Origin of the sequence: Paenibacillus sp. Marseille-P2973, from assembly GCF_018101095.1 — a bacterium.
GTDB lineage: Bacteria > Bacillota > Bacilli > Paenibacillales > Paenibacillaceae > Fontibacillus > Fontibacillus vini.
This window is the reverse complement of sequence record NZ_JAGQEH010000001.1, coordinates 590,950-615,608: the sequence shown is the minus strand read 5'-3', so window position 1 is coordinate 615,608 and position 24,659 is coordinate 590,950. Positions and strand designations below refer to the sequence as shown.

General features: G+C 47.9%; 23 protein-coding genes. 21 read left to right on the top strand and 2 right to left on the bottom strand.

The features are described from left to right. Positions 1-76 precede the first annotated feature (76 nt). From KB559_RS02760 to sigK, 7 genes are all read left to right on the top strand, one after another. On the top strand, positions 77-1,642 hold the full coding sequence (locus KB559_RS02760) for a PucR family transcriptional regulator (RefSeq protein ID WP_211020042.1): 1,566 nt from the start codon (positions 77-79) through the stop codon (positions 1,640-1,642). Positions 1,643-1,783: 141 nt separating this feature from the next. Continuing rightward, the gene (locus KB559_RS02755) at positions 1,784-3,052 is read left to right on the top strand and encodes a cytosine permease (RefSeq protein ID WP_211020041.1); all 1,269 of its coding nucleotides are present in this window, start codon (positions 1,784-1,786) and stop codon (positions 3,050-3,052) included. Further along, positions 3,049-4,152, top strand: a complete 1,104-nt coding sequence (locus tag KB559_RS02750) for a DUF917 domain-containing protein (protein ID WP_211020040.1) — start codon at positions 3,049-3,051, stop codon at positions 4,150-4,152. The genes KB559_RS02755 and KB559_RS02750 overlap by 4 nt, the downstream gene beginning before the upstream one ends. After that, positions 4,145-5,698, top strand: coding sequence for a hydantoinase/oxoprolinase N-terminal domain-containing protein (locus tag KB559_RS02745; protein ID WP_211020039.1), 1,554 nt, complete (start codon positions 4,145-4,147; stop codon positions 5,696-5,698). The genes KB559_RS02750 and KB559_RS02745 overlap by 8 nt, the downstream gene beginning before the upstream one ends. A gap of 64 nt (positions 5,699-5,762) precedes the next feature. Beyond that, entirely contained in the window at positions 5,763-6,596 is an 834-nt protein-coding gene (locus KB559_RS02740; RefSeq protein WP_211020038.1) for an AraC family transcriptional regulator, read from the top strand. A gap of 100 nt (positions 6,597-6,696) precedes the next feature. Then, on the top strand, positions 6,697-7,683 hold the full coding sequence (locus KB559_RS02735) for an aldo/keto reductase (protein ID WP_211020037.1): 987 nt from the start codon (positions 6,697-6,699) through the stop codon (positions 7,681-7,683). A 699-nt stretch (positions 7,684-8,382) separates the two neighbouring features. After that, positions 8,383-9,081, top strand: a complete 699-nt coding sequence (sigK, locus tag KB559_RS02730) for an RNA polymerase sporulation sigma factor SigK (RefSeq protein WP_211020036.1) — start codon at positions 8,383-8,385, stop codon at positions 9,079-9,081. A gap of 218 nt (positions 9,082-9,299) precedes the next feature. Here sigK and KB559_RS02725 read toward each other — a convergent pair whose 3' ends face one another. Beyond that, positions 9,300-9,851, bottom strand: a complete 552-nt coding sequence (locus KB559_RS02725; protein WP_211020035.1) for a helix-turn-helix domain-containing protein — start codon at positions 9,849-9,851, stop codon at positions 9,300-9,302. Between the two features lie 144 nt (positions 9,852-9,995). On the opposite strand from KB559_RS02725, the gene KB559_RS02720 reads away from it, so the two are divergent. The 3 genes from KB559_RS02720 (at position 9,996) to KB559_RS02710 (ending at position 12,311) form a co-directional block, all read left to right on the top strand. Next, positions 9,996-10,409, top strand: a complete 414-nt coding sequence (locus tag KB559_RS02720) for a DoxX family protein (protein WP_211020034.1) — start codon at positions 9,996-9,998, stop codon at positions 10,407-10,409. A 46-nt stretch (positions 10,410-10,455) separates the two neighbouring features. After that, positions 10,456-11,226, top strand: a complete 771-nt coding sequence (locus tag KB559_RS02715) for a DODA-type extradiol aromatic ring-opening family dioxygenase (RefSeq protein ID WP_211020033.1) — start codon at positions 10,456-10,458, stop codon at positions 11,224-11,226. A gap of 212 nt (positions 11,227-11,438) precedes the next feature. Then, a complete protein-coding gene (locus KB559_RS02710; protein WP_211020032.1) occupies positions 11,439-12,311 on the top strand; it encodes a YitT family protein in 873 nt (290 codons plus the stop codon). A 56-nt stretch (positions 12,312-12,367) separates the two neighbouring features. Here KB559_RS02710 and KB559_RS02705 read toward each other — a convergent pair whose 3' ends face one another. Then, the gene (locus KB559_RS02705; RefSeq protein ID WP_211020031.1) at positions 12,368-13,222 is read right to left on the bottom strand and encodes an SDR family NAD(P)-dependent oxidoreductase; all 855 of its coding nucleotides are present in this window, start codon (positions 13,220-13,222) and stop codon (positions 12,368-12,370) included. Between the two features lie 173 nt (positions 13,223-13,395). On the opposite strand from KB559_RS02705, the gene KB559_RS02700 reads away from it, so the two are divergent. From KB559_RS02700 to KB559_RS02650, 11 genes are all read left to right on the top strand, one after another. Continuing rightward, on the top strand, positions 13,396-13,890 hold the full coding sequence (locus tag KB559_RS02700) for a MerR family transcriptional regulator (RefSeq protein ID WP_211020030.1): 495 nt from the start codon (positions 13,396-13,398) through the stop codon (positions 13,888-13,890). Between the two features lie 55 nt (positions 13,891-13,945). Next, positions 13,946-15,025 (top strand): AI-2E family transporter, encoded by a 1,080-nt coding sequence (locus KB559_RS02695; RefSeq protein WP_211020029.1) that lies wholly within the window; start codon positions 13,946-13,948, stop codon positions 15,023-15,025. Positions 15,026-15,296: 271 nt separating this feature from the next. Further along, positions 15,297-16,445, top strand: a complete 1,149-nt coding sequence (locus KB559_RS02690) for an amino acid deaminase/aldolase (protein WP_481856409.1) — start codon at positions 15,297-15,299, stop codon at positions 16,443-16,445. Then, positions 16,433-17,773, top strand: a complete 1,341-nt coding sequence (locus KB559_RS02685; protein ID WP_211020028.1) for a D-arabinono-1,4-lactone oxidase — start codon at positions 16,433-16,435, stop codon at positions 17,771-17,773. Before KB559_RS02690 ends, KB559_RS02685 begins: the two co-directional genes overlap by 13 nt. A gap of 202 nt (positions 17,774-17,975) precedes the next feature. Continuing rightward, positions 17,976-18,242, top strand: a complete 267-nt coding sequence (locus tag KB559_RS02680) for a CD3324 family protein (protein WP_211020027.1) — start codon at positions 17,976-17,978, stop codon at positions 18,240-18,242. A gap of 145 nt (positions 18,243-18,387) precedes the next feature. After that, positions 18,388-19,038, top strand: a complete 651-nt coding sequence (locus KB559_RS02675) for a FusB/FusC family EF-G-binding protein (RefSeq protein WP_211020026.1) — start codon at positions 18,388-18,390, stop codon at positions 19,036-19,038. Between the two features lie 76 nt (positions 19,039-19,114). Further along, positions 19,115-19,423 carry a hypothetical protein gene (locus KB559_RS02670; RefSeq protein ID WP_211020025.1) on the top strand — a complete coding sequence of 103 codons (309 nt, stop codon included), beginning with the start codon at positions 19,115-19,117 and terminating at the stop codon, positions 19,421-19,423. Positions 19,424-19,983: 560 nt separating this feature from the next. After that, on the top strand, positions 19,984-21,705 hold the full coding sequence (locus KB559_RS02665) for a sensor domain-containing diguanylate cyclase (RefSeq protein ID WP_247681505.1): 1,722 nt from the start codon (positions 19,984-19,986) through the stop codon (positions 21,703-21,705). Beyond that, a complete protein-coding gene (locus KB559_RS02660; protein WP_211020023.1) occupies positions 21,702-22,973 on the top strand; it encodes an ABC transporter substrate-binding protein in 1,272 nt (423 codons plus the stop codon). Before KB559_RS02665 ends, KB559_RS02660 begins: the two co-directional genes overlap by 4 nt. Positions 22,974-23,223: 250 nt before the next feature. Next, complete coding sequence (locus tag KB559_RS02655) at positions 23,224-23,841, top strand: helix-turn-helix transcriptional regulator (RefSeq protein WP_211020022.1); 618 nt, start codon at positions 23,224-23,226, stop codon at positions 23,839-23,841. A gap of 13 nt (positions 23,842-23,854) precedes the next feature. Then, on the top strand, positions 23,855-24,658 hold the full coding sequence (locus tag KB559_RS02650) for a pyruvate, water dikinase regulatory protein (RefSeq protein WP_211020021.1): 804 nt from the start codon (positions 23,855-23,857) through the stop codon (positions 24,656-24,658). Position 24,659 lies beyond the last annotated feature (1 nt).

Genomic DNA, 24,659 nt, shown 5'->3' with positions numbered 1-24,659 from the left:
TTTAAAATTTAGGAATAGCTTCAATAATCACTGAACAAGAAAAAGTGGTGAACAACATGGGGTAACCGTTAAAGATATGCTGCAATTGCCTTCATTTCGAGGGGCCAAGGTGCTGGCCGGAAAGAGTAGCCTGCATCGCATCGTCTCCTCCTTATCCGTATTGGAGGTGTCGAACGCCGATTTTTCTTCCAAAATCGTTCAAACCGTTCAGGAGGAATGGTATGCGGAAGAGATTGTAATCAGTTCCTTATACACGATTAAGGACAGCGTGGAGAAACAGTGCGAGACGATCCAGTACTTGATCGATCTCGGCGAAGTGGGACTGATCCTGTATTATGTAGGAATCATCGTTCCGAAAATCCCGGAGGAAGTGCTGCAATTAGCCGAATCGCACAATTTTATCATCATCTGCATGCCAGAGAACGATATCTCGCTTCGTTATAATGAAGTGATTTATGAAGTGATGGAAGCGATTGTGCTCGACAATCAGACGATCAACGATAATTTTGTGAATGAAACGCTGGAGAAAGTATCGTTCCTGCCGGAGCATTCGCGCAGTGTGGAAATTATGCTGAAATTGTTGTCCGACCGGCTGAAGGCCAATCTCGTACTGACGAATACGCAGCTGAACATTGCCAATCAAGTCATGTGGCCGCGCAACTCGACCTTGGACGTGGTGAGCCTCATTCGGGGATACGCGCCTCATTATATCGACGGCCGGGCACGGGGAGAGAACAACGATTCCGCTTGTTTTATCGGTCATCAAATCATCCGCCAGAAGAATGGAGAGCCTCTGTACCTGTTTGTCATTAAAGAAAATGCGAAGCTGCCGGTAAAAACCATAGATAAAATCGGCGAGGTCGTGCAAGTGGCCGTCAATCTTTGGGGAGACAAGCATAACGAGGTCAGCGAATACGCTCTGGTCAAAGCGATCCTCAACGATGAGAGCGAGAAGATGCGGAGGCTTGCCCATCTGCTTCATATCGATGTTGCGGCGGTTCAGATGATGTGGCTCGTCTACTTCGAGGATTTATCGGAGGAAAAAGACATCCGGGAGGACCTGGCGGAACATCTCTCCAAATATTATCAAACGGCCGTCATCCAGACGATCGACTACTGCATTGTTGTTCTGTTGGGCAACGGTTCGTACAAATTCAATGAAATCGAAATTGCCGAAGAGTATATGGAGACGACGAGCTTCTTGTCTTCGATATCCGAAATGGTATACGCACCAAGGATGAGAAACACGACGGACGTGCGGCGGATGTATCAGCTTGTGAATCAGGTCAGGAAGCAGATTCATCTCATTTACCATGAGCGAAAATGGTTTACGGCGGCGGAAATTCGCTCCATGAAGCGGGCCGTGGATTTGAGCGTGCAGGGCGAGGAGGTTGTGGAGGAGTGGATGTCCGTAATTGCTCCTGTGCTGGAGGATCCGGAATCCGTCAGAACCTTGATGACGTTCCTGCTGGATGCGAAGGGGAGCTTTGATGAATGCAGCCAACTCTTATTCGTTCACAAAAATACAGTAAAATACCGCGTCAAAAAAATCAGCGAGCTGCTGGGATACGATATCACGAAGAACTCCGAATTTTACGATGTGTATCTGGCTTGCATGATCTACCGGTTAATAAACAGCTAAACCTGCTAAATCCGAGTCTTTGTCCAAACGACAAAAATTCGGATTTTTATTTTTATTTCCGAAAAAGACGGTCCTCCCCGGTTCTTTTACAATAAGAACAATCGTTTTTAGTTATTGATCAAGATTGGGGGGACAGGAGTTATGGGCAATAAAGAGAAAACTCAGTCTTGGTTTACACTGGGGATCGTTTGGGCCGGAGCGATGATCAGTATACCGGGGCTTTTGGTAGGGAACACGCTGATCACTGGAATGAGCTTATCCAAGACATTAACAGTTGCGTTGATCGGGTATGGCATTATCGTTGCTATCATGATTTTACAGGGAATCCAAAGCACGGATCTAGGAAAGACCACCGTTCAAGTGGCGAGTCAGGTATTCGGTAAAAAAGGATCACGTACCATTCTTTCCATCATTCTGACCATTGCCTGTCTTGGCTGGTTTGGGATTCAGGCCAATGTGTGCGGGGCGGCGCTGGCGAATTTGTTAGCGGAGCTTGATATCGCGATGCCTGTTCCTGTAGCTTCCTTAATCAGCGGCCTGGTCATGGTTGTATCTGCCATGTACGGAATAAAAGTGTTACGTGTTCTAAGCTATGTTGCCGTTCCGCTGCTGGTCGTCCTTTGCGTATACGGTCTGATTCAGGCGATAAACGGAGAAACTGTGCAGCTTATTTCAAGCTACAGGCCCGAGCAGAAGATGGGCTTTATGGACGGTCTTGCGGTAACGATGGGTTCTTTTGCGCTCGGCGCGGTCATTGCCGGTGATTATTCGCAATTTTCCGGGAAGCGTTCCGATGTGTGGAAAGCGGCGATCTTCGGAATTATACCGGCAGGCGTCCTTATGATCAGTGTAGGGTCCGTTTTGACACTGGCCTACCAAACGAATGATGTTACGGCTGTCTTTTTGAATATCGCTACTCCGTTTATCGGCGGTGTCGTTCTTATACTGGCGGCATGGAAGACCAATATGGTCAATGCCATTTCGGGCGGCTTCGCCTTAATCAATGTCTTTAACGTATCCAAGGAAAAGGAAAAATGGGCCGTAGGGGTTGCCGGGCTAATCGGAACCGTGCTGGCGGTCATCGGCATATTGGATTACTTCACACCTGTGATGTCTATCTTGTCGGCGATGGTCCCACCGGTTGCGGGTGTCATGATCGCATCGTACTGGGTGATGAATAAGGGAGATAAGCGCAGTTGGAAGGAGACGGAGGGTGTGAATCGCTTGGGCGTCTATTCCTGGCTCGTCGGTTCGGTCATCGCTTGTACTCCCGTCATTTTGTCTTTATTCCCGGGCTTGCCTCAAGTATCCAATCAACCCTTGCTCGGCATTGTCATTTCATTTGTCCTGTATATCGCGGGCTATCGTTTAACGGCTTCAAAAACTGTCCTATTGGAGGAAAATCAATGAGATATCTAGATAAAGCTGCTATTGAAAATATTGCAATCGGAGCCGCGTTCCTGGGAACGGGCGGCGGCGGAGACCCTTATATCGGCAAACTGATGGCCATCTCCGCCATTGAGAAGAACGGGCCGGTCAAATTGGTTTCGGTCGACGAAATCGGCGACGAGGACTTTTTTATTCCGGCGGCCATGATGGGTGCGCCTTCCGTATCAACGGAGAAATTTCCGAACGGAAGCGAGTTTGTGAAGGTATTTCAAAAGCTGGCCCAGTACTTGGGCAAAGATAAAATTGCAGGCACCTACCCGATGGAAGCGGGCGGCGTCAATTCCATGATTCCGATCGTCGTTGCGGCGCAGCTTGGTTTGCCGCTGGTCGATTGCGACGGGATGGGCAGAGCTTTTCCCGAGCTTCAGATGGTGACGTTCAACCTGGACGGCATTTCGGCAACCCCGATGGCGATTACGGATGAAAAGGGAAACATCGGCATTTTCGAAACGATCGATAACAAATGGACGGAACGCTTAGCTCGTGTAGCCACGGTCGAAATGGGGGCCAGCGCTTTGGTTAGCTTGTACCCGACGACAGGGGCTCAAATGAAGAAAAGCGGGGTTCATCATATCGTTACCTTGTCCGAACAAATCGGGGAGATTATTTCCTCGAAACATCGGGATGCGAAGGAAAAACTGCAAGAACTGTTAAGCTTGGTATCCGGCTATGAGCTGTTCCAGGGGAAAATCGTCGATGTGATCCGGGAAACCAAGGGAGGCTTCAACCTCGGAAAAATGAATCTGGAGGGCATCGAAGCCCATAAAGGCGGCCATATGCAGGTTCATTTTCAAAATGAAAATCTCGTTGCGGAACGGGACGGTCAGGTAGTTGGGATGACCCCGGACTTACTCTGCCTGGTCGATTATGAAACATTGCTGCCCGTGACGACCGAGAGCTTGAAATACGGCAAACGCGTGCGGGTGATCGGGCTCCCTGCCCATGAAAAATGGAGAACGGACAAAGGAATTCAAACCGCGGGGCCGAGATACTTTGGATACGATTACGATTATGTTCCGATTGAACAATTGGTAAAAAAGGCGGTGGCTGATCATGTATAGAATCGGGATCGATGTGGGCGGTACGAATACGGACGCCATAATTTTGGATGAGCGGCATCAATTGATTCACGCCGTGAAATCTCCAACCAGTCTGGACATCAAGACAGGGATTGAAACCTCATTGTGGAATTTGCTGCAGGAATCGAAAATCGATAAAACCTTAATTACGCATGCCATGCTCGGCACTACGCAATGCACCAACGCGATTGTGGAACGCAAAAAGCTGGCGAAAGTCGGCGTCATTCGTTTGGGCTATCCCGCAACGGCTTCCGTCGTTCCGTACACGGCTTGGCCGCAGGACATGGTCGAGAAGCTGTCGGGGAATTACGCATTGGTTCGGGGCGGCTATGAATACGACGGACAAGTTCTCGGCGAAGTCGATGAGGATGAAATTCGGGCGCTATTGGGAGAATGGCGGGGAAAGGTTGAGTCCATCGCGGTTATCGGCGTATTCTCTTCCATTAAGAATGACCAAGAGCTGAGTGTCCGAGATCTTGTTCATGAGGTATATGGAGAGGAGTTCCCGGTTTCCTGCTCTTCTCTGATCGGTTCGGTCGGACTTATTGAACGTGAGAATGCGACGATCTTGAATGCGGCGTTATGCAAGGTGATTGAGACAACGACACAAGGGTTTATTCATGCGTTGGAGGAAGAAGGAATTACGGATGCGGCCGTGTATTTATGTCAGAACGACGGTACTTTAATGTCCATCGACTACGCAAAACAATTTCCGATCCTCACGATTGCTTGCGGTCCGACGAACAGCATCCGCGGCGCCTCTTATTTGGCGCAGATCAAAGATACGATGGTGCTTGACGTCGGTGGAACAACTTCGGATATCGGGGTGCTGCAAGACGGATTTCCAAGAGAGTCGTCGGTTGCGGTCGAAGTCGGGGATATCCGAACCAATTTCAGAATGCCGGACATTATCTCCGTCGGACTAGGCGGGGGCAGCATTGTTCGCGTGGCTGACAACGGTAAGATTATGGTTGGACCTGACAGCGTAGGGTACAAGATTAGCGAAGAAGCGCTCGTGTTTGGAGGAAGTACACTAACGGCCACGGACATCGCCGTCCGGCTGGGACTTGCTGATGTAGGGGACAAAAGCTTGGTGTCCCACATCGATGAAGACTTCGCCAAAGCTGCGCAAGCCGAAATTTCGGCCATCGTCGAGCAAGCCATCGATAAAATGAAGACATCGTCCGAAGACATTCAGCTCGTTCTCGTCGGCGGTGGCAGCATCATTATCCCGGATTCCATTCGCGGGGTAGCGAGCATGATCAAACCGGAAAACGGCAGTGTGGCTAATGCGATCGGCGCCTCGATCGCCCAAATCAGCGGGCAATACGAGCAGATCTATATTTATTCGCGGGAACCGCGCGAGGCTTCGTTGAAGGATGCCGAGGAAAAGGCGGTACAACAAGCCGTCTTGGCCGGAGCGGACCCAGGTACGATCGAGTTGGTCGAAGTGGAGGAAACCCCGCTCGCTTATCATCCTGAGAATGCGACAAGGTTACGAGTTAAGGTCGTCGGCATAATGAAATAAAGATATGGATCCGGGTTCATGTGATACAATAGCAGCGAATACTGCTATGGGAAGGTGTTACTTCATGCCGGCGATATTTCATCATAATCCGGATCGCCCGTTTCGCGAAAGCCCTGAACTTTATTTAAGCTATTGGGGAAAAGAACGCTGCGCCCCGCTCCATTCCTTCGGTCCCGGGGTTCGCGATATTTATAAAATTCATTTTATTCATGCGGGAAAAGGTGTCGTAAGCGCCGAAGGAATCACGCATGAATTGACTGCCGGACAAGCGTTTCTCGCTTATCCGGAACGGGTCATTTTTTATCAGGCTGACGAAGCCGATCCATGGACGTATTCCTGGATCGGTTTTTACGGCGACCAAGCGGCCGATATTTTAAGCCGGACCCGGCTGAGCCCGGAAAACCCCGTATTTTCGATGGACACGAGGTTTATGCCGCAGCTGTACGAATTGCTGAACGAAGCGGAGGATAATTCCGCGACCCGGGATTTGCGTCTGCAGGCGCTGCTGCACGAATTCTTGAGTATGCTGGTGGAGCTTGCTCCGGCTTCTGGGCCGCCCGTTTCGGCGCGGGATCAAGCCAGGGATTCTTATATTCACCGCTGCCTCGATTTCCTGCATGGGCATTACAGTGAGGAAGTTACCGTCGGCCAGTTGGCCGCAATCGTGGGGTTGGATCGCAGGTACTTGTCATCCCTGTTTAAACAGGCAACCGGTTTGCCGCCGCAGCAATACTTGCTCCATTACCGGATGGATAAAGCCTGCGGGCTGTTGAGAGCAGGCCAATACTCAATCGGTGAGGTCGCACGTTCGGTCGGATATCAGGATGCGCTGTTGTTCTCCAAAATGTTCAAAAAATCGGTCGGCGTTTCGCCCTCCGAATATCGGGATCAATCATGAAATAAGACATCATGCCATATTTAACATCCTTTCTGATATAGGTATGCTGCTTCATGTGTATTATATTGGAGCCATATCTACTTTAGGAGGGCAAGCATTCATGTATCAAGCAATGGATAATAGATATGAAACTATGACATATAACCGTTCAGGGCGGAGCGGATTAAAGCTACCTGCTATCTCGCTGGGCTTGTGGCATAACTTCGGAGGCATCGACGTGCACGAAAACGGGCGCGCCATGGTACGAAGAGCTTTCGACTTGGGGATTACCCATTTTGATCTGGCGAACAACTACGGACCGCCGCCGGGATCGGCAGAGGAGACGTTCGGCCGGTTGCTGCGCGAGGACTTCCGTCCATACCGCGACGAGATGATCGTCTCGACCAAAGCGGGATATTACATGTGGCCGGGACCCTACGGCGAATGGGGCTCAAAAAAATATTTAGTATCCAGCTTGGATCAAAGCCTGAAGCGGATGGGTCTGGAATATGTCGATACTTTTTACCATCACCGTCCGGATCCGGACACACCGCTGGAAGAAACGATGGCCGCGCTTGATCTGATCGTGCGTCAAGGAAAAGCCCTGTATGTTGGACTCTCCAACTACAACCCGGAGCAGACGCGGGAGGCTTCACAAATCCTGAAGCGGCTCGGGACGCCGGCGGTCATTCATCAGCCGAACTATTCTTTGATGAACCGCTGGATCGAGGAGGGCTTGCAGGACGTCCTGGCGGAAGAGGGTATCGGTTCAATCGTGTTCTCTCCGCTGGAAAAAGGCATCCTGACCGACCGCTACCTGAACGGGATCGCAAAGGATTCCCGGGCCGCCGGCCCTAGCGTTTTCCTGCGTCCCGAGGATTTGAACGAGGAACGGATCGCGAAGGTACGGCAGTTAAACGATCTGGCCGCCGAGAGAGGACAAAAACTGTCGCAAATGGCTTTGGCCTGGGTATTGCGCGGCGGCAAAGTGACCTCGGCGCTGATCGGCGCCAGCAAGGTGAGCCAAATCGAAGATGCGGTCGGCGCGCTAAGCAGCCCTTCGTTCACCGCCGAAGAGTTGAGCAAAATCGACGAGATTTTGGATTAATGAATTGCAAAAGATGGCAAGCACCCCCGGAAGATTTCCGGGGGTGCTTTTTCGCGTGTGGCAGTTAATAACAACAAGAAAAAGTAAAACCCACCCTAAGATTGGAAGCCGAAGGTGGGTTTCAGTCCTTATCTGACCTAGAAGGGATAACCATCCAAGCCAATTGTACTGACCAAGTGTTAGCGCACTGAATCAAAATGGGCAAATCCGAACATATAGACTCTAACGGACATGAGGTTCCTTATTTGCACGAAAATATGCTTTTTTCTAATCTAACGGTCAGGAGAGCCGCTATTAGTATCAAAACAACTAGTATCAAGCCTATTTTTGCTAAATAAGGTCCGTGGAGTCCGTTAGAAATATAAAGTGGCCAAATTCATCGAAATAAGGTCTCGCGTGTCCGTTAGCTGATGGCTTTTTCACTTCAACCTAACGATACTCGCGGAAGTATACGGTGGAAGCAACACATTTTCCCGCGAATAAGGTAGAGGCTTGATTACGGCTTTTCATGCTTGTCCTTGCTAAAATATTCGGTCTAGAGATAATCAATCTGTTATTGGCAAGGTGAATCGGGACAGCAGCGTTTGCTGTCCTTTTTGTTTCCCGTACAGGCACAGATGGGCGCCTACCTACATACAATTGAAGTGACCCGGAAGGAATGCTTAGGTTGCTCTAGTGATTCAGCAGGAGGTGTCTTCTATGCCCGGATTGTTTACTGCCATTGCTTTATTCATCAAACAGCTGACTTTGCTCGTATCTTATGTGAAAAACAACGCGTTTCCCCAACCGTTGACGGAAGAGGAGGAAACGAAGCATTTGCAGCGGATGGCCGAGGGTGACGCGGTGTCCCGCAATTTGCTTATCGAACATAACCTGCGGCTGGTGGCTCATATCGTCAAGAAATTCGACAACACCGGCGAGGACCTCGAAGACCTGATCTCGATCGGGACGATCGGTCTGATCAAAGCGATTGAGAGCTTCCGGCCGAACAAAGGCACGAAGCTGGCCACGTTTGCGGCCCGTTGTATCGAGAACGAAATACTTATGCACTTAAGGTCGCTAAAGAAGACTCGGAAAGACGTATCGCTTCACGACCCGATCGGAACGGATAAGGAAGGCAACGAGATTACCCTGATCGATATCTTGGGTACGGAAGCGGACGATGTCGTGGACCGGGTACAACTCAAAATGGAGAAGAGCAAGATTTACCGGAATCTTGATATTTTGGATGAGCGGGAGCAGGAAGTCATCAAGGGGCGGTTCGGGCTGGAACATGGGGGAGAAGAACGGACCCAGCGCGAAATCGCCAAAGAGCTCGGCATCAGCCGGAGCTATGTGTCGCGGATCGAGAAAAGAGCGCTCATGAAGCTGTATCATGAGTTTTATAAGAAGAAATAAATATTTGTTGAAAGTACAATACAATCTAGTGTCGGACCGAGCCATGCTCGGTCTTTATTTTATCTAGGGAGCCAAGTGTTTTAACAGAATGAAAGATTCTTTCCCAGCAATCGGAACTACCCGTCTTCATTATAAGGAAAAGACCATGCCACCGCGGAGAAATTCCTCAATTGCGAAAAGCCCTCATCAGCCAGCATGGCTCGATTGAGGGCTTCCTCTTAGATGAGGTCCTGTCCGATTTCATGTTCAGTGTAGATGGAAATCAATACGATTGCCGTGTCCTCACCAATATTTCGTACTAAATGGGGAGTACATGCGTTCCAGCTAAAGGAATCGCCTTCTTCAAATTCAGCTCCGTCTTCCCCTTGTTCTGCGTATATTCTTCCTTTAATGACAACATGAACTTCTTCCCCTTCATGCGCATGGGGAGCGACACCCGTCGAAGCACCAATGGGGAATTCCACAAGCATCATTCTCCCATTCTTTGTCGAGCTTAAATGCTCGACCTTTAAGTTCTCTGGGCCGCTTGTTGTGATAGTCCGCTCATCTTTCCGAACAATCCGCATCCGCTCTTCCTTCTTTAAAAGTAAATACGCCAGCGGCACTTTCAAAGCTTGGGCTATACTTTCTAAGGTCGAGATGGACGGGGAGGTTTTATTTGTCTCCACCTGACTCATAAAGCCTTGGGACAGGCCGGTTGTTTCGCATATTTGAGCGATGGTAATATTTTTTCGCTTCCGAATCGCCCGTATTGTAGAGCCGATATCCATCAGATCTCACCTCAAGAATATTTGTAATACAAAAGTTAATTTTATATTATCAATTTTTTTATTGACAAGTCAATGTGACTCGCGTTAAATTACTGATATAGAAATTATATTCCTATTACTAATATTCAAGGAGGAGAATAACGAATGACAAAATCAAATATAGTTTCGTTAATTATGCGAGTGGTGCTGGGCATTATATTCGTATTCCACGGTGTAGACAAGTTTCAAATGGGACTTAGTAACGTAGAGGCTTGGTTTAGCTCCATGGGTATACCGGGATTTTTGGCATATGTCGTAGCGGTGATTGAACTTGTCGGCGGGATCATGTTGATTGTGGGGTTGTTTACTCGCTATGTTTCGGTTTTGCTTGTTGCCACGCTCATCGGAGCAATTGTAACAGCGAAGCTGTCGGCCGGACTTCTCGGCAATGGCAACATGGCCGGATATGAATTGGATCTCGGATTTATTTTGGTTTTACTGCATCTAATCATTGCAGAGTCGCCGCTCTCCATCGACCGTCTTATTTCTAACAAGCGTAATCCAGTCCCTGCAAGATGAGGATGGTCAAGATGATCCGGAATTATATTAAGGAGTGAGTGTAAACATGCTGCCATCCTATTTTTTTGCGCACGGTGCACCATCCATCGTCCTTGAGGATAATAAATATACAAATCTTCTGAAGCATTTTAAGAAAGATACGCCAAGACCGAAAGCGATTGTCCTATTCTCCGCACATTGGGAGGAACCGGTACAGACGGTTAGCGCCGCTGAAACCTATGAAACCATTTATGATTTTGGCGGGTTCCAAGATGAGCTTTACCGGATGACTTATCCGGCTAAAAGCGACCTCAAACTAGTGGAGCAAATTCAATTGTTGTTTACAAAGCATGGTATTGGGAATGTTCGAAATGAAAAACGAGGTTTGGATCACGGGGCTTGGTCAGTTCTCAAACTACTGTACCCGGATGCAGATATTCCTGTTATTGCATTGTCCGTCAATCGTCATCTGCCTAATGAACAGCAATATCAAATCGGCAAGGCGCTTGCGGAGCTTCGCGAGCAGGATGTTCTGATCATTGGCAGCGGGGGAACCGTTCATAACTTAGGACGATTAAACTGGCGTTCCCAAGGAGTTGACGAGTGGGCGGAGCAGTTTGATACCTGGCTTCAGAGTAAAATCGAATCATGGGATATGGAATCGCTGTTTCAATACCGTGAATTAGCTCCTAACGCCCATGCTGCCGTACCGACAAATGAGCACTTCATACCGCTTCTCTTAGCCATGGGAACGGGCGATGCCAACCGTAAAGCGGAGCTTCTTCACCGCAGCTACCAATATGGAAATCTAAGTTTAAGCTGCTGGCAATTTAATTAAATTATTAACATAGGACATGATAATGTAAGTACCCAGCAACCGGATGTCGGTTGCTTTTTTTATTGAGCTGATTGTTACGATATGGAATTATTCGAGTTTATAAACGGGCTCCCCATTTGCCTTTTTTGTGAAAAATATTATAGACTGTTTTTTATCAGCTTTTATTAAGCGATCATTGTGTATGGTACATTAATTCTGAAAAGGGGAGTTAGATGAATAAAACGAGCAAGCGAAACTCAAGGATTCTAAGAATCATCTCAAGAGGATTATTGATTATTATAGGAGCTTTTGTAGCGGCATATGGCCTGGAATCCGTGTTGATACCCAATAATGTATCGGATGGTGGGGTGACCGGCTTAAGTATCGTCGGTTCTGAGCTGTTTGGATTACCATTAGGGCTGCTGATTGCCGTAATTAATATCCCTTTTGTCTGGCTGGGTTATAAGCAAATTGGTAAAAGCTTCGCTTTCTATTCCATTCTCGGGATTGCCTCGTTAGCGGTCGGCACAGTTCTTATGCACCATGTACCGACCATTATTGAGGGGGACACACTCTTAGTTACCGTTGTTGGCGGAATTATCATCGGTTTCGGAATGGGTTTGGCCTTGAGAAATGGCGGAGCCTTAGACGGGATCGATATGTTAGCTGTATTGCTGTCACGGAAGCTTCCTTTTGGGACAAGTGACTTAATTTTATTCTTGAATGCTTTTGTCTTCGTAGTTGTTTCGACTGTATTTGGATTGCAGGGAGCTATACTTTCGGCACTCGCTTATTTTATCGCATCCAAAGTTATACATATTGTTGAAGAAGGCTTGAGCGGGTCGAAGACCTTCAAGATCATTACCACTCAACCCGAAAAAATGGTGGAAACGATCCGCGACCGGTTAGGGCGCAGTTCAACCTATACGGATGCTTACGGCGGCTATTCCAATGAACAATACAAAGAAATCACCTGTGTCATTAACCGTCTGGAAGACAGCAAGATTAAACAAATTATTCATGAACTCGACCCGAATGCGTTTGTGGTCGTATATGATGTAGCCGAGGTTAAGGGCGGCAGTTTCAGAAAGAAAAATATACACTAATCATCTGAGTGACGCGTTGGCGGAGAAGATAAGGCTCTTTCGCCAGGGCGTTATTTTTATTCGGAACGAAGAAATTCCTGTTCATAAATCGCTTGAATCCTGTCCAATACATTCCGCGCCTGGTCTATAAATTTTAATTCCACAACTTGACCTTTCACCAAATACACGCCGGTCTTATTCCGGTGTTCCCCGAGTGCTCCCTCATACAGTCTGTCAGCGCCGCGAGTAGGAGGTGGGAAAAATAGCTTCATTAATATGCCAACCGGGAAGGGTAATCCGGATGTTTTCCCTTTTCTTAACGTATTGTTGCCGCCGGGGTCAACGCTGCGGATCAGGATGTCATCCTTGGCAAGTTCCGGCACGATGGCGTGAGTCCAGAGCGAAAGAGCCAGCTTTGATGTGGCGTAAGGGCCAATTAGCTTGCGGAAGGTTTTGGGACGTTCCAGGATATCGATCGAAAACTCTTTCGTAAATTTTTGCGCGGAGGATGAGGTGTTGATTACCGTTTTTAAACTGCCGTTGTTTAGAAGTTCTTTCAACTCCTTCAGAATAATATACGGAACGACCGTCAACAGCTCAAAATGCTTCTCGCGGCCTTGTTTCGAATAGCTTAGCTCGGGAAAGGATCCTCCGGCGTTATTGAACAGAATATCGATCCGACGCTCCTTGCCTTTGATTTCTCCCAAAGTACGTTTCAGGCTGGCATAGTCGGCAAGGTCCTCTGTTGTATAAATTCGCAGCGATCCCTTCTTGATTGCATTTTGGATGCTCATATCGTCCTCGGGAAAACCGGAACGGTTCAATGCAATCACTTGCCAGTCTTCCGACAGCAATTTCCGGGTTAATTCCAAACCGATCCCGGCGTTGGCGCCTGTAATCAATGCGGTATGTTCTCGCGGGTTTATATTCATTATGCATTTCCTCCTGTTTCGGAATATTTATTTGATAGAGCAAAGTCTATAACTTGAAGTCGACTCCAAGTCAAGGCGCAAAAAACAAAGTTTTTTCCTAAGAACAAGAGACTTGACTTGGAGCCAGCTCCAAGATGTATAATGCACAATATGCAATTTACGGAGGGTACAAAATGAAGGAAAAGCAAACCTTTACGATAAAACAAACCGCCGAGCAAACCGGAATTACTGAGGATACGATCCGTTATTACGAAAAGATCGCGCTCTTGCCCCGTGCAGAGCGGAAGGACAACGGGCACCGCATCTATCGACAGGAGAGCATCGATACGATCCGGCTGATCGCATGTCTCAAAAAAACGGGGATGCCGCTAGAGGAAATGCGGCCTTTTTTGACGGTCTCCGTCGATACCGATCCTGCGGAATATCCCGAACTGGTGGAACTCTTAAAGAGCCACCGCGAGAGTATTGTCAGCCAAATCGCCTCACTGCAGCAGGTCGTCGATTTTATCGACATGAAGCTGGAAGAAGGGAAATACCGCCGGGATTGTTCGGATGAAAGTCCGGGGAACGAGTTGTTGGAGAAAGGGATGGGGGAGCCGGAACCCAAGCTTGTCTCACCCATGGAGATGAGTTTTTTTTCGAAGTCAGCCAAACTTTATAAGCAGTAAGGTTTATACTATAATATTTGGCATGTACAATTAATATAGTTAGGTGTGAATGAAGATGAACTTGCTGGATAAATGGACGCGCGGTGGGAAGTTTGTTCTGATTATGCTGGCCATCGTTTATTTATTTTCTCTTGTAAAACCCTTTTTCTTACCGATGCAAGCAGTCATAGGGGCGATCTTAATCCCTTTGCTGCTTGCGGGATTCTTTTATTATCTGCTTCGGCCAGTAGTTGCTTACATGGAAAGATATAAAATTAAACGGTCTTTAGCGATCCTTATACTTTATGTTGTCTTGGTGATATTGACTATTGGATTTATTGCAGGGGTCTGGCCGCTCCTTGGCGATCAGTTGTTTAATTTAGTGCAAAACATTCCGAACTTTTTGGTTAAGCTTGATCTCCAAATTAAAAATCTGGGGGAGGATTCATTTCTTTCGAAGATCCTTCCTTCTGATTCGAACTTGCTTGCTAATCTGACTGATTATTTAAGCAAAGGAATCGCTTTTCTAAGCAATTATTTATCCAGTTTTATTTCTTTTCTGTCCCAATTTGCTATCGTTTTATTTACTTTTCCGATTTTGCTTTATTACATGCTAAAGGAGGGGCATCGCTTCAAGCGAGGTCTAGCCAAACTTTTTCCTCTTCGATACCGGAGAACCGTGTTTCGCGTAACCAGAGATATGGACAAAGCATTAAATGATTATATTATCGGGAGGGTCATTGTCAATTTAGCATTAGGAGTTCTTATGTTTATCGGATTTATTATCATAGGACTTCCTTACGCACTTTTATTGACTTTGATTGCGGTTATACTCAACTTTATCCCCATGTTTGGCGCTATCATTTCATCAGTCCCGATTGTTATTATCGGTTTAATTGAGTCTCCATCTACCGGTATTTGGGCACTGGTAATAATTTTAGTGGCACAGCAAATTCAGGATAATGTGATCTCACCGTATGTTTTCGGGAAGAAGCTGGATATTCATCCGGTAACGACGATCCTCCTTGTTTTGGGAAGCGGAAATTGGTTTGGCATTATCGGGATGCTGGTAGTCATTCCGGTATACATGATTCTGAAAATTGTCTGGAGACGCATTTACATTTTGTTTATCAGCTCGCGTTGGGAGAATTTATAAACCGAGGACCGGTGAACGCCAGTATCTTTGAATTCAAATGAATAGCCATCAAGAGCTCCCCTTTGTGATTCCATTTGGAACCGCAAAGGGGAGTTTCTTTTTTTCGATCAAGAAGTCTCCATCCTCTGAAGGCCCCGGAAATCATGGACTATCCCTCTGTTAATCAGAATATTAATAGTACAAGAAAATGGCGTATCTACTATAGAAAGAAGGGAGGTCGAAGTAACTGCGCGATTATCGGTACTATAAAGAAGTTTGCAGCGGGCTTCCGATGCCTTTTGCCTTCGTTGATCTGGATATGCTGCAGCAGAATATTCAGAGCATTCTTCAGCGGGCAAACTGGAAGAAAATCCGCATTGCGAGCAAATCGATCCGTTCGGTTGATGTGCTCCGGCGGATTCTGAAGGCCAATGCCCGGTTTCAGGGCATCATGTGCTTCACCGTGCCGGAAGCAGTTTATTTGGCGCAGCAAGGGTTCACGGACTTGCTGCTGGGTTATCCGGCGGTGGACGAGAGTCTGCTGGCGTCCGTCGCCATGCATCAGCGTGAGGGTGGTTGCAGCATCACGCTGATGGTCGACTGCGAGAGTCATGTCGAGCAGGCGGAAGCGGCAGCCGCCAAGTACGGCGTGGTGCTGCCGCTCTGTGTGGACATCGATTTGTCGATCGATGTCCCTGGGCTGCATTTCGGCGTATGGCGTTCGCCTATACGCTCCACAGCTGCGGCGCTGGACCTTATCCAGCGCATCGTACAATCGAGACACGTCGTGCTCGAGGGGCTCATGGGTTACGAAGCGCAGGTTGCAGGCTTAGGCGACCGGGTGCCGAGGCAGGCGCTGAAGAACGCCATCGTACGGTTCCTTAAGCGCCGCTCGATCCGTGAGGCCGCAGACCGGCGGGCGGAACTGATCGCGGCGATTGAGCGAATGGGCCTTCCTCCGCTGCGGTTCGTGAATGCAGGCGGCACGGGTAGTCTGCATACAAGCAGCAAGGAGTCCGTTGTCACCGAGGTTACGGCCGGTTCGGGCTTCTATTCACCCGGTCTGTTTGACCACTACCGGGACTTCTCTTTGCTTCCCGCCGCAGGGTACGCGATCGAAATCGTGCGCCAGCCGCGCAGTGATCTCTACACCTGTTTAGGCGGAGGGTACACGGCATCAGGTGCTGCAGGCAACGATAAACTGCCACGACCCTATCTGCCGCAAGGTGCGGCACTCCTTGCGATGGAAGGAGCAGGCGAAGTCCAGACGCCGATTCGCTACAACGGGCCGGAAAAGCTGGAACTAGGCGATCCGATCTTTATGCGTCATAGCAAAGCAGGGGAGTTATGCGAAAGATTCAAGCACCTCTATTACATTTCAAATAACGGTATCGTTGGCGAGACAACGACATATCGTGGGGACGGGCTATGTTATCTATAAATTTGAAGGAACGTAATACGAAGGAATGGCGCAATTGGTCAGGATTAGTACGCGCACTGCCGAGAAGCATCGTATATCCGGCCAGCATCGATGAGGTAGTCGAGGTTGTAAAGGCCAGTGCCTCCGAAGGACGCAAACTTCGTGTCGTGGGAACCAGACATTCTTTTACGAGGCTCGTTCAGACCGATGATGTATTGGTCTCTTTGGATCAATTGCAGGGCGTGATTGCTGTTGATTCAGAGAAGGGTATCGCTGAAGTATGGGGCGGCACGAAACTGGACCGACTCGGGGAAGAACTTCATGCTTTTGGGGTGGCGCAAGAGAATCTGGGCGATATTAATGCACAATCCATTGCAGGAGCGATCAGTACAGGAACGCATGGTACGGGCGAGCGGCTTGGGAGCCTCGCAACACAAGCGGTAGGCATGACGGTGGTTACGGCGAAAGGGGATATTCTCGAATGTTCGGCCGAGCAGGACGAAGAGCTTTTTCGGGCGGTGCAGGTTTCATTAGGGATGTTCGGGATTATCGTGAAAGTGAAGCTGCGTGTTGTGCCTTCGTATGCGCTCCGGTATACAAGCCGCAAAATATCATTCTCCCAATGCCTTGAACAGCTTGATCTATTCAAAAAGGAGAACCGTCATTTCGAGTTTTATTGGTTCCCTTATACGGACGTCGCTCAAATCAAGCTGACAAATAAGACGAATGAGGTTCCCGGGCCGCCGAGCCGGTGGAGTTATTGGAAAGTCCTGCTGATGGAAAATGTACTGTTCTGGGTATTGTCGGAGTGCTGCAGGCTCATCCCGCGCCTTTGTAAACCGGTAAGCCGATTATCGGCGGCCAGCGTGCCGGATGTACAGGAAGTGGGGTATAGTCACCGTATTTTCGCGACGCCGCGGCTCGTTCGGTTTAACGAATTAGAGTACAGCGTACCGGCTGACCGCATGCGAATCGTACTTGAGGAAATACGCGAAATGGTAGATTGTCACCAGTTCGCCGTTCATTTTCCCATCGAATGCCGCTATGTTCAGGGAGATAATTTGTGGCTTAGCCCCGCGAATGGACGCGATTCCGCCTATATCGCCGTACATATGTATCGGGGGATGGAGTACGCTGACTATTTTGCCAAAGTGGAGGAGATCTGCAGGCAGCATGGCGGAAGACCTCACTGGGGCAAGATGCACACGATGACTGCGGACCAGCTCCGTTCGATCTATCCGAAGTGGGATGCATTTCACCGACTTCGCCAAGAACTTGATCCTTCGGGGATATTTTTGAACCCTTACTTGGCAGAAATGCTGCAACAAGGAGACGAGAAAATGCATTGACCCCTATGGTATACTGGAAAAGTAAAGGGGGTGCGTTACTGATGGAGAATCCGTTAGGATTGTCTGTGACTTCTTTCACTCATGCAGAGCCATTATTGGAGAAGCGTTACTTTGCATGGGGTCAAACTTTTTCTAACGCTAAATAAGCTTTTCTAATAGTTGGCTTTGCGCCTTATTTATTCTTAATAAGGAGTGAAGCAAGTTGAAATATACGAACGCCAAAAAAGTATTGCCCGAAAAGCTGATCACAGAAATTCAACAATATATCCAGGGGGAAACCATCTACATTCCAAAACCGGAGATGGAATATAAGCCTTGGGGAAGCAGGAGCGGCAGCAGACAATGGCTAGATCGCCGGAATGCCGCCATAAGACACGATTTCAAGAATAATATCAAGATTGAGCAGCTTGCTCAGGACTATTTTCTGTCCATGGAAACGATTAAGAAAATTGTCTATTCAGCAAAATAGTAACGACGGACACTGATGAAGTTATTCTTCATCAGTGTTTTTCTGTCTTAATCGATTCTAAGTTGTTGTTTACATAGGAATGACTTCATTCACACTTTAAAATAAGGGTTAGGTGATTTTTTTGCTGGAATGAGGAGGAGAACAAATGCTAACGCCATTTATGAGAAACCATGAATATAATCTAATCAAACGCCTGGTGGGGCGTCTCGATAACAATATTAAGACCACAGCCGACCAGAAAGTAATAGCTGCTACCCGCCACACCACTTGGACCCGAGTTATGGAGATGTTCCCGTCTGCGACGGAGGAGCAGAAGCGATTCTTCGATCGGATTCCGGCATTGAACCGTTCGGAGGAATTCCAAGCTTATCTAAGCGAGCTGGAGGAGTACGTTACGCCCCTCGAAAAGGTAACCGAACAACAGTTGAAGAAGCTTTTCCGAAAAGTTAAAAAGTTGAAGCTTCCGCCGCTGGCCGAGCTCGATTTCCGGTTTCTGACCTATATCGGATGGACCGATATTTCAAGCAATAAACTCTTTATCGTCTACAACTTAGACGGGAAGATGGCGGGCGTAGAAGGACGCTTCAGTCCGACGAACAAGAAAGGGGTCTGCTGCCTCTGCAACAAGCATGAGGAGATCGCCTTTGTTACCGCACAGACGAAAGTCAAATCCGGATCGGCCCTGGATCATTTCGGGCGGGTCGGAAATTATATGTGCATCGACAGCGCCAAGTGCAACCGGAATATTACCGATGTGTCCGGGCTGGAGAGGTTTATGAATGACGTCTTAAACTAAACAGCCTTCATTGACAGAGACAAGCTTAACGATTAAGGTAATGGGGAATACAAGGTCATTTTTTTGGAGGATACTTATGAATCAACGCTTTCGAATTACGAGATCCATGCAACCAGACTCAAGCGGGCAAGAGATTTCATTGGAGGAATGCCAGCAATATTTTTCTTCCAAGGCGGATTTCACTTATCAGACGGTGCTGACTGTAAAAGGTGAGGAGAGCACCATGTCTATAAAAGGGGATTTCTTTATGTGGAAACACGGAGAAGACCTTATTCCATTCAGACACTATATGGGTGATCTGTATGTAGCTATCTCCCATCAGGAAATCGTGCCCCTCATGGTCGAAATTGCATCCGATCTTCGGGCTGATATCGTGGAAGGATAAGAAGTGCTAAATCAAACACGAGCCTAATCCTGGGCAACCTCCACCGAGGTTAAATTAACTACAAGGTCTCTCCCTTCTAGACATGAAGCGGCGGGGCCTTTCGTTGTTGGATTGATTTTATTCTGCATTGAGGCGGACGCAGAGATTAACTATTTGAATTTATACGGCACCTCCGCGAACAGCGACAATTAATACAATATTGATTATCTGGAGGAACTCATCGGTTATAAACCTCTGGATGATGCAACCGAATTGCTTGAGCAAGCCAAGGCAGCGGGGCGCGAGGTGCGTCAGGATGAAACCCAGTATCAAGGCGGACAAGAGTAGGTATAAAAAAATGTTCGTAACTGTCGATAAAGGAAGTATTATTAGAGATAGGTTTCTATTTTTGTTAATGTATCATTTGCGGAGGCAACGACACTATGCGGGGCTCAAACCATCGTCTGCAAGCCAGACTGACACTCACTATATTACTGCTGATTTTTAGCTTGCTGGGCGATTTTCTATCTTTGCCTATGCTATATGGAATGAAATTTCACTTTTCTACCCTCTTTATTATCATGGCATTTATACTTATCGGAAGCCCGGCGGCAATTCTAATAGCATTTCTTACTGCCTGCAGTAATTATTTTCTGCTGGAGCTGTCCGTCTTTGACTCCGTAATTGTCTTTGCCGAGATCCTGTTCATTGCGCTCGCCTTCAGGCTTCGCAAAGGTTCTGTATTTGTGTATGACCTGCTCTTCTGGTTCATAACAAGCGCACTGTTTCTCTTCTTATCCTTGTACGTTCATCTGTTTCAATCGCATACGCAGTTGCTTCTACTCCTTGCCAAATCAAGCGTGAATGGATCCTCGAACGCTTTGATGGCAGAGGTGCTGACAACCTATCTTCCTTTTATACGCCGATTGAAAATTAAGAAGAGGAACAAGAAAATTCCCCTTCAACAAATTTTCGTCCATCTTTCGATTAGCGGCCTGATTCTTCCCTTTGTCTGCTTTATGATTATGACGGGAATCTCACAGAATCATGTCGTTAATTTACGTGCATTGCAGTTGACACAATCTACGGCCAGCAGTGTCCAGGAGCAGGTTAGCAGTTGGAGCAAGGCGGATTATCGCGCATTGGAACTTCGGGATATGATCCAGTTAGGCAAGCTGAGGGCGATCGTCAACAATGTTACGTCCGGAGCTGTTGAAGTCGTTATAAGTAATCCTGGCGGTGACGTCTTGGCAGCCAGCTCCAAGGACATTGCCGCACATACTTCAGTTAGTAATCTTCCTGAGAAAATCAACTTATTCCGGTACAATTCCAATTTATATTTGACGCTGCCTGACAACAGATATTTTACCGAGTTGTCTATGTGGAGCGGCGGATTTTATTGGTATAGCATTCCTATGAATGAGGACCTGGAATACAACATCAATGTAAGGGTTCCCGCCTCTCATTTTTTGTATGAGGTATATAGCATTTATGCGATAGAGTTTGGACTCATCATTGCGTTTATTCTGGTCGTGCTGCTCGTTGTATATTGGTTCAGTAAGCTGATCGTCCAGATATTGATTAAACTCACTCACGAAACGACCGGCCTGCCTGATAAAATAGCGGCGACCTTTGAGAGTTATAGCGCCGAAAGTCATATTGTGGAGTTCGATAAGCTGTATAGGAACTTTCAGAAGATGGCGGTCAGGCTCAAGGAGATGTTCGCCGAAGCTATACGAATGAACAAGGTTCTAACGGAGCAGGCGCAGCAGATCAGGAAGTCTGAGCAGGAATTTCAGAAACTAGCATTTACGGACGCTCTGACAAAAATCCCGAATCGCCTCTATTTCCATAAGAAGTTGAAGCGGTTAATTGAGGAACGTTCACCAGCGGTTACGGTAATGTTTATGGATTTGAATAAATTCAAAGAGATCAACGATACATACGGACATGAAGTAGGGGATAGGCTGCTGCAGCATGTCGCCGGTTTATTAACTACTGCGGCAGGGGCCGATCAAGTATGTCGTCTCGGGGGAGACGAATTCGTCGTCGTTCTTCCGACAGCGGATCCGATGCTTGTACTACAGACAGCTGAACAGATCCTGGAGCTGTTCAAGACACCGCTGCGAATTCAAGATCTCAAGCTTTTGCCGCAAACGAGTATCGGGATTGCATCCTATCCCAAAGACAGTGATAATCCGGATCAATTGTTAAGGCTTGCGGATCAGGCCATGTACCTGGCCAAACAGTCCGGAACTGCATTGGTCTGGGAAAGTAATGGACAAGGAGATAGTGAGGCGTGATTAGATTCTGGAGGCTGACCATCCTGACAATGCTGTTCGTAATGACGGCATGCAGCAGTTATTTGACGGAGCTGACACCCGTTTCCCTCGATACTGAGGATTCGCAACAATCCAAGGACACTCATGGGAAAAAGGATGAACTGCTTGTTTGGACTTATTATGATACTACCGAAACGGACCGGCAATTTTTGAAGCTTTATCCTCAAATAAAGGTGAAAACCGTACGATTAAAATATGAAGATATTGCGGATGCATTAATCAAGGCTTATGGAACCAGCGAGTCGCCCGATGTGGTTTTTCTCGATAGTTCCATGGCAGGGAAGCTGAACGGTCTTGATATTTTGAGCGACCTTCGGGAACAAGGGAATCAAGTTGGCAAATTCGAGCAACAAATCCCGGCTGATATGCTTCCCCAGTTTTCGGACGTGAAGATGGATAAGCTGATCGCTTTGCCCATTGAGTTATCGACGGCCTTTACGTACTATCGTGCTGATTTACTTGAAGAGAATGGCTTCCCTGCAAATCCGGACAAATTGGCCGAATATTTAAGCGAACCGCAGAACTGGGTAGATATGGCCATCAAGCTGAAGGAAAAAGGGATTTTTCTTTTTCAGCATTATACGGACCCTATAGAGGTTGCTGCGATGTCTTCCAGCATTCTCGATCGTAATCTTGAGTTCGCCTGGGATAATCAGACTTTTCAGGATGCGATTTATGTAGCGCGTGAGATTCGCCGGAACGGACTTGCGCTTCGAAGTTCCATATGGGATCCTTCAGGTGAGCAGGCGCTTCGTGACGGACAGCTGGCGATGCTGCACGGGGGGCCATGGACAACGGATTCACTAAAGAACTGGGCTCCGGATCAGGCGGGGTTATGGCGCGTTTCAAAGCTGCCGTTTCGTTTATACGGCTATCGGGATGGGGCAATGATCTCTATTACCAAAGACAGCGAGCATAAATCGGAAGCATGGAAATACGTTCAGACTGTAGTATTGTTGACGAAAACGGCCGATGATTCGGGTAAAGAGAGCTACCTTGGCGGACAAGATCCGAAGAGTATGGCTAAAAGCTATGCGCAATTCAATAAGGGAATATATCCAACACCTCTCGACGCAGAGCTTAAAGTGCTATGGGATAAAAATATTGCCGGGATTATTGAATCCGACCAATCTATCGCGGGTCAGCTAGCGCTACTTAAGGAGCAAATGGATCAAGTAACGGAAGAAGAGAGGACGATTATAAAGGAAGCGATCGAGTCGAAAGATTAATAACTTAGTACAAAAGAGTCTGCGACCAGCAGGCTTTTTTTGTGTTAATTGATGTCACTATGTCCCCGGTACGATCCAAGTAAACCATCACAATTAAAATATAGTGCGTATTATATATTGAAAAATAATTATATATGACGTACTATATATTCAGAAAACATTTCCAGCGGAAGGAGGCACCTCGTTCCGCTCGGCAGAGCGGGCATATACGAAATACGGAGGGATCACTATTAAACTGACATCCCGTCAATTGGAAATCGTGGATATCGTGAAAAAACATGCGCCCATCACCGGGGAACAGATCGCCGAGATGCTGAATTTAACCCGTCCGACCATTCGTTCGGATTTGTCGGTCCTGGTGATGCTCGACTATATCGATGCCAAGCCGAAGGTAGGGTATTTTCTCGGAAAGCGGGCTATATCTGAAAATGAAAATAAAATCCGGCTGCTGGACATGAAGGTCGGTGACGTTCATAGCGTTCCCGTGGTCGTTCGGGAAACGACGACGATCCATGATGCGGTCGTAACTCTTTTTCTGGAAAATGTCGGGCATCTGATCGTCACGGATGAAGAGGGAAGGCTGGCGGGGATCGTGTCCCGCAAGGATTTGTTAAAGGTCACGCTCGGAAATGCGTCGGCTTCTACGATGCCGGTAAGCTTCATTATGACCCGCCGGGCCAATGTCATTACCGTTTCGCCGGAGGACACCGTTCTGGAGGCCGCGCGGATTATTATCGCCCATCAGATCGACAGCCTGCCTGTTGTAGTTCCCGCTCCTTCCGGGGGAGAAGGGGAATGGAACGTGGTCGGACGCATTTCCAAAACGAACATCATCAAAATGTTGCTCGAAACGTTAGCAGAGGAATAACGGGAGGAATGGAATGAACCAGGAGCAAGCTCACTTCATAGCAATCTGCTCGGACTCGGTCGGCGAAACCGCCGATGCGGTCGTCCGGGCCACGCTTCGCCAGTTCGAACTGCCGAATACGGAAATCAAACGCATGATGAACGTCCGCTCTGAAGATGAGCTTAGCGCAATCATGGAGGAAGTAGCGGGACGCGGCGGCTTTGTTGCCTATACTTTGGTCCAGCCTGAACTGCGGGAGGTCATACGGGAGGAAGCCGTTCGTCTTAACGTCCGGGCCGTGGATATTATGGGACCGATGATGCAGGCTTTTATAGATACGTTCAATGATACGCCGAAACGGACTCCCGGCCTGCTGCACCGGCTGGACGAGGATTATTTTCGCCGCGTGGAGGCGGTGGAGTTTGCGGTCAACAATGACGAAGGCAAAGACGTCGGGGCTATCCTGAAAGCCGATCTGGTGCTGCTCGGGGTCTCAAGAGCGTCTAAAACGCCGCTGTCGATATTTTTGGCCCATAAAGGCTTAAAAGTAATGAACTATCCGGTGGTGCCTGAGTTGACGCCGCCCACGCAACTGAAGGAAATAAGCGCCGGCAAAATCATCGGCCTGACGATCGACCCTACGCATCTGGTCAAAATCAGGTCGGAGCGTCTAAAGTCGATGGGACTGCCCGACGATGCCCCGTATGCCTCACTGGAACGGGTACAAGATGAACTGAAATATGCGCAGTCTCTGTTTGCTTCGCTTGGCTGTCCGGTGATTGATGTGACGGATAAGGCGATTGAAGAAACCGCAGGCTTGATTATGAAGCAGCTATAGA

Excerpts from the sequence above, each read along its gene's own strand:
- KB559_RS02760 (WP_211020042.1), top strand. The coding sequence starts at position 77 with ATGCTGCAATTGCCTTCATTTCGAGGGGCCAAGGTGCTGGCCGGAAAG.
- KB559_RS02755 (WP_211020041.1), top strand. The coding sequence starts at position 1,784 with ATGGGCAATAAAGAGAAAACTCAGTCTTGGTTTACACTGGGGATCGTT.
- KB559_RS02750 (WP_211020040.1), top strand. The coding sequence starts at position 3,049 with ATGAGATATCTAGATAAAGCTGCTATTGAAAATATTGCAATCGGAGCC.
- KB559_RS02745 (WP_211020039.1), top strand. The coding sequence starts at position 4,145 with ATGTATAGAATCGGGATCGATGTGGGCGGTACGAATACGGACGCCATA.
- KB559_RS02740 (WP_211020038.1), top strand. The coding sequence starts at position 5,763 with ATGCCGGCGATATTTCATCATAATCCGGATCGCCCGTTTCGCGAAAGC.
- KB559_RS02735 (WP_211020037.1), top strand. The coding sequence starts at position 6,697 with ATGTATCAAGCAATGGATAATAGATATGAAACTATGACATATAACCGT.
- sigK (WP_211020036.1), top strand. The coding sequence starts at position 8,383 with ATGCCCGGATTGTTTACTGCCATTGCTTTATTCATCAAACAGCTGACT.
- KB559_RS02725 (WP_211020035.1), bottom strand. The coding sequence starts at position 9,851 with ATGGATATCGGCTCTACAATACGGGCGATTCGGAAGCGAAAAAATATT.
- KB559_RS02720 (WP_211020034.1), top strand. The coding sequence starts at position 9,996 with ATGACAAAATCAAATATAGTTTCGTTAATTATGCGAGTGGTGCTGGGC.
- KB559_RS02715 (WP_211020033.1), top strand. The coding sequence starts at position 10,456 with ATGCTGCCATCCTATTTTTTTGCGCACGGTGCACCATCCATCGTCCTT.
- KB559_RS02710 (WP_211020032.1), top strand. The coding sequence starts at position 11,439 with ATGAATAAAACGAGCAAGCGAAACTCAAGGATTCTAAGAATCATCTCA.
- KB559_RS02705 (WP_211020031.1), bottom strand. The coding sequence starts at position 13,222 with ATGAATATAAACCCGCGAGAACATACCGCATTGATTACAGGCGCCAAC.
- KB559_RS02700 (WP_211020030.1), top strand. The coding sequence starts at position 13,396 with ATGAAGGAAAAGCAAACCTTTACGATAAAACAAACCGCCGAGCAAACC.
- KB559_RS02695 (WP_211020029.1), top strand. The coding sequence starts at position 13,946 with ATGAACTTGCTGGATAAATGGACGCGCGGTGGGAAGTTTGTTCTGATT.
- KB559_RS02690 (WP_481856409.1), top strand. The coding sequence starts at position 15,297 with ATGCCTTTTGCCTTCGTTGATCTGGATATGCTGCAGCAGAATATTCAG.
- KB559_RS02685 (WP_211020028.1), top strand. The coding sequence starts at position 16,433 with ATGTTATCTATAAATTTGAAGGAACGTAATACGAAGGAATGGCGCAAT.
- KB559_RS02675 (WP_211020026.1), top strand. The coding sequence starts at position 18,388 with ATGCTAACGCCATTTATGAGAAACCATGAATATAATCTAATCAAACGC.
- KB559_RS02670 (WP_211020025.1), top strand. The coding sequence starts at position 19,115 with ATGAATCAACGCTTTCGAATTACGAGATCCATGCAACCAGACTCAAGC.
- KB559_RS02665 (WP_247681505.1), top strand. The coding sequence starts at position 19,984 with ATGGCATTTATACTTATCGGAAGCCCGGCGGCAATTCTAATAGCATTT.
- KB559_RS02650 (WP_211020021.1), top strand. The coding sequence starts at position 23,855 with ATGAACCAGGAGCAAGCTCACTTCATAGCAATCTGCTCGGACTCGGTC.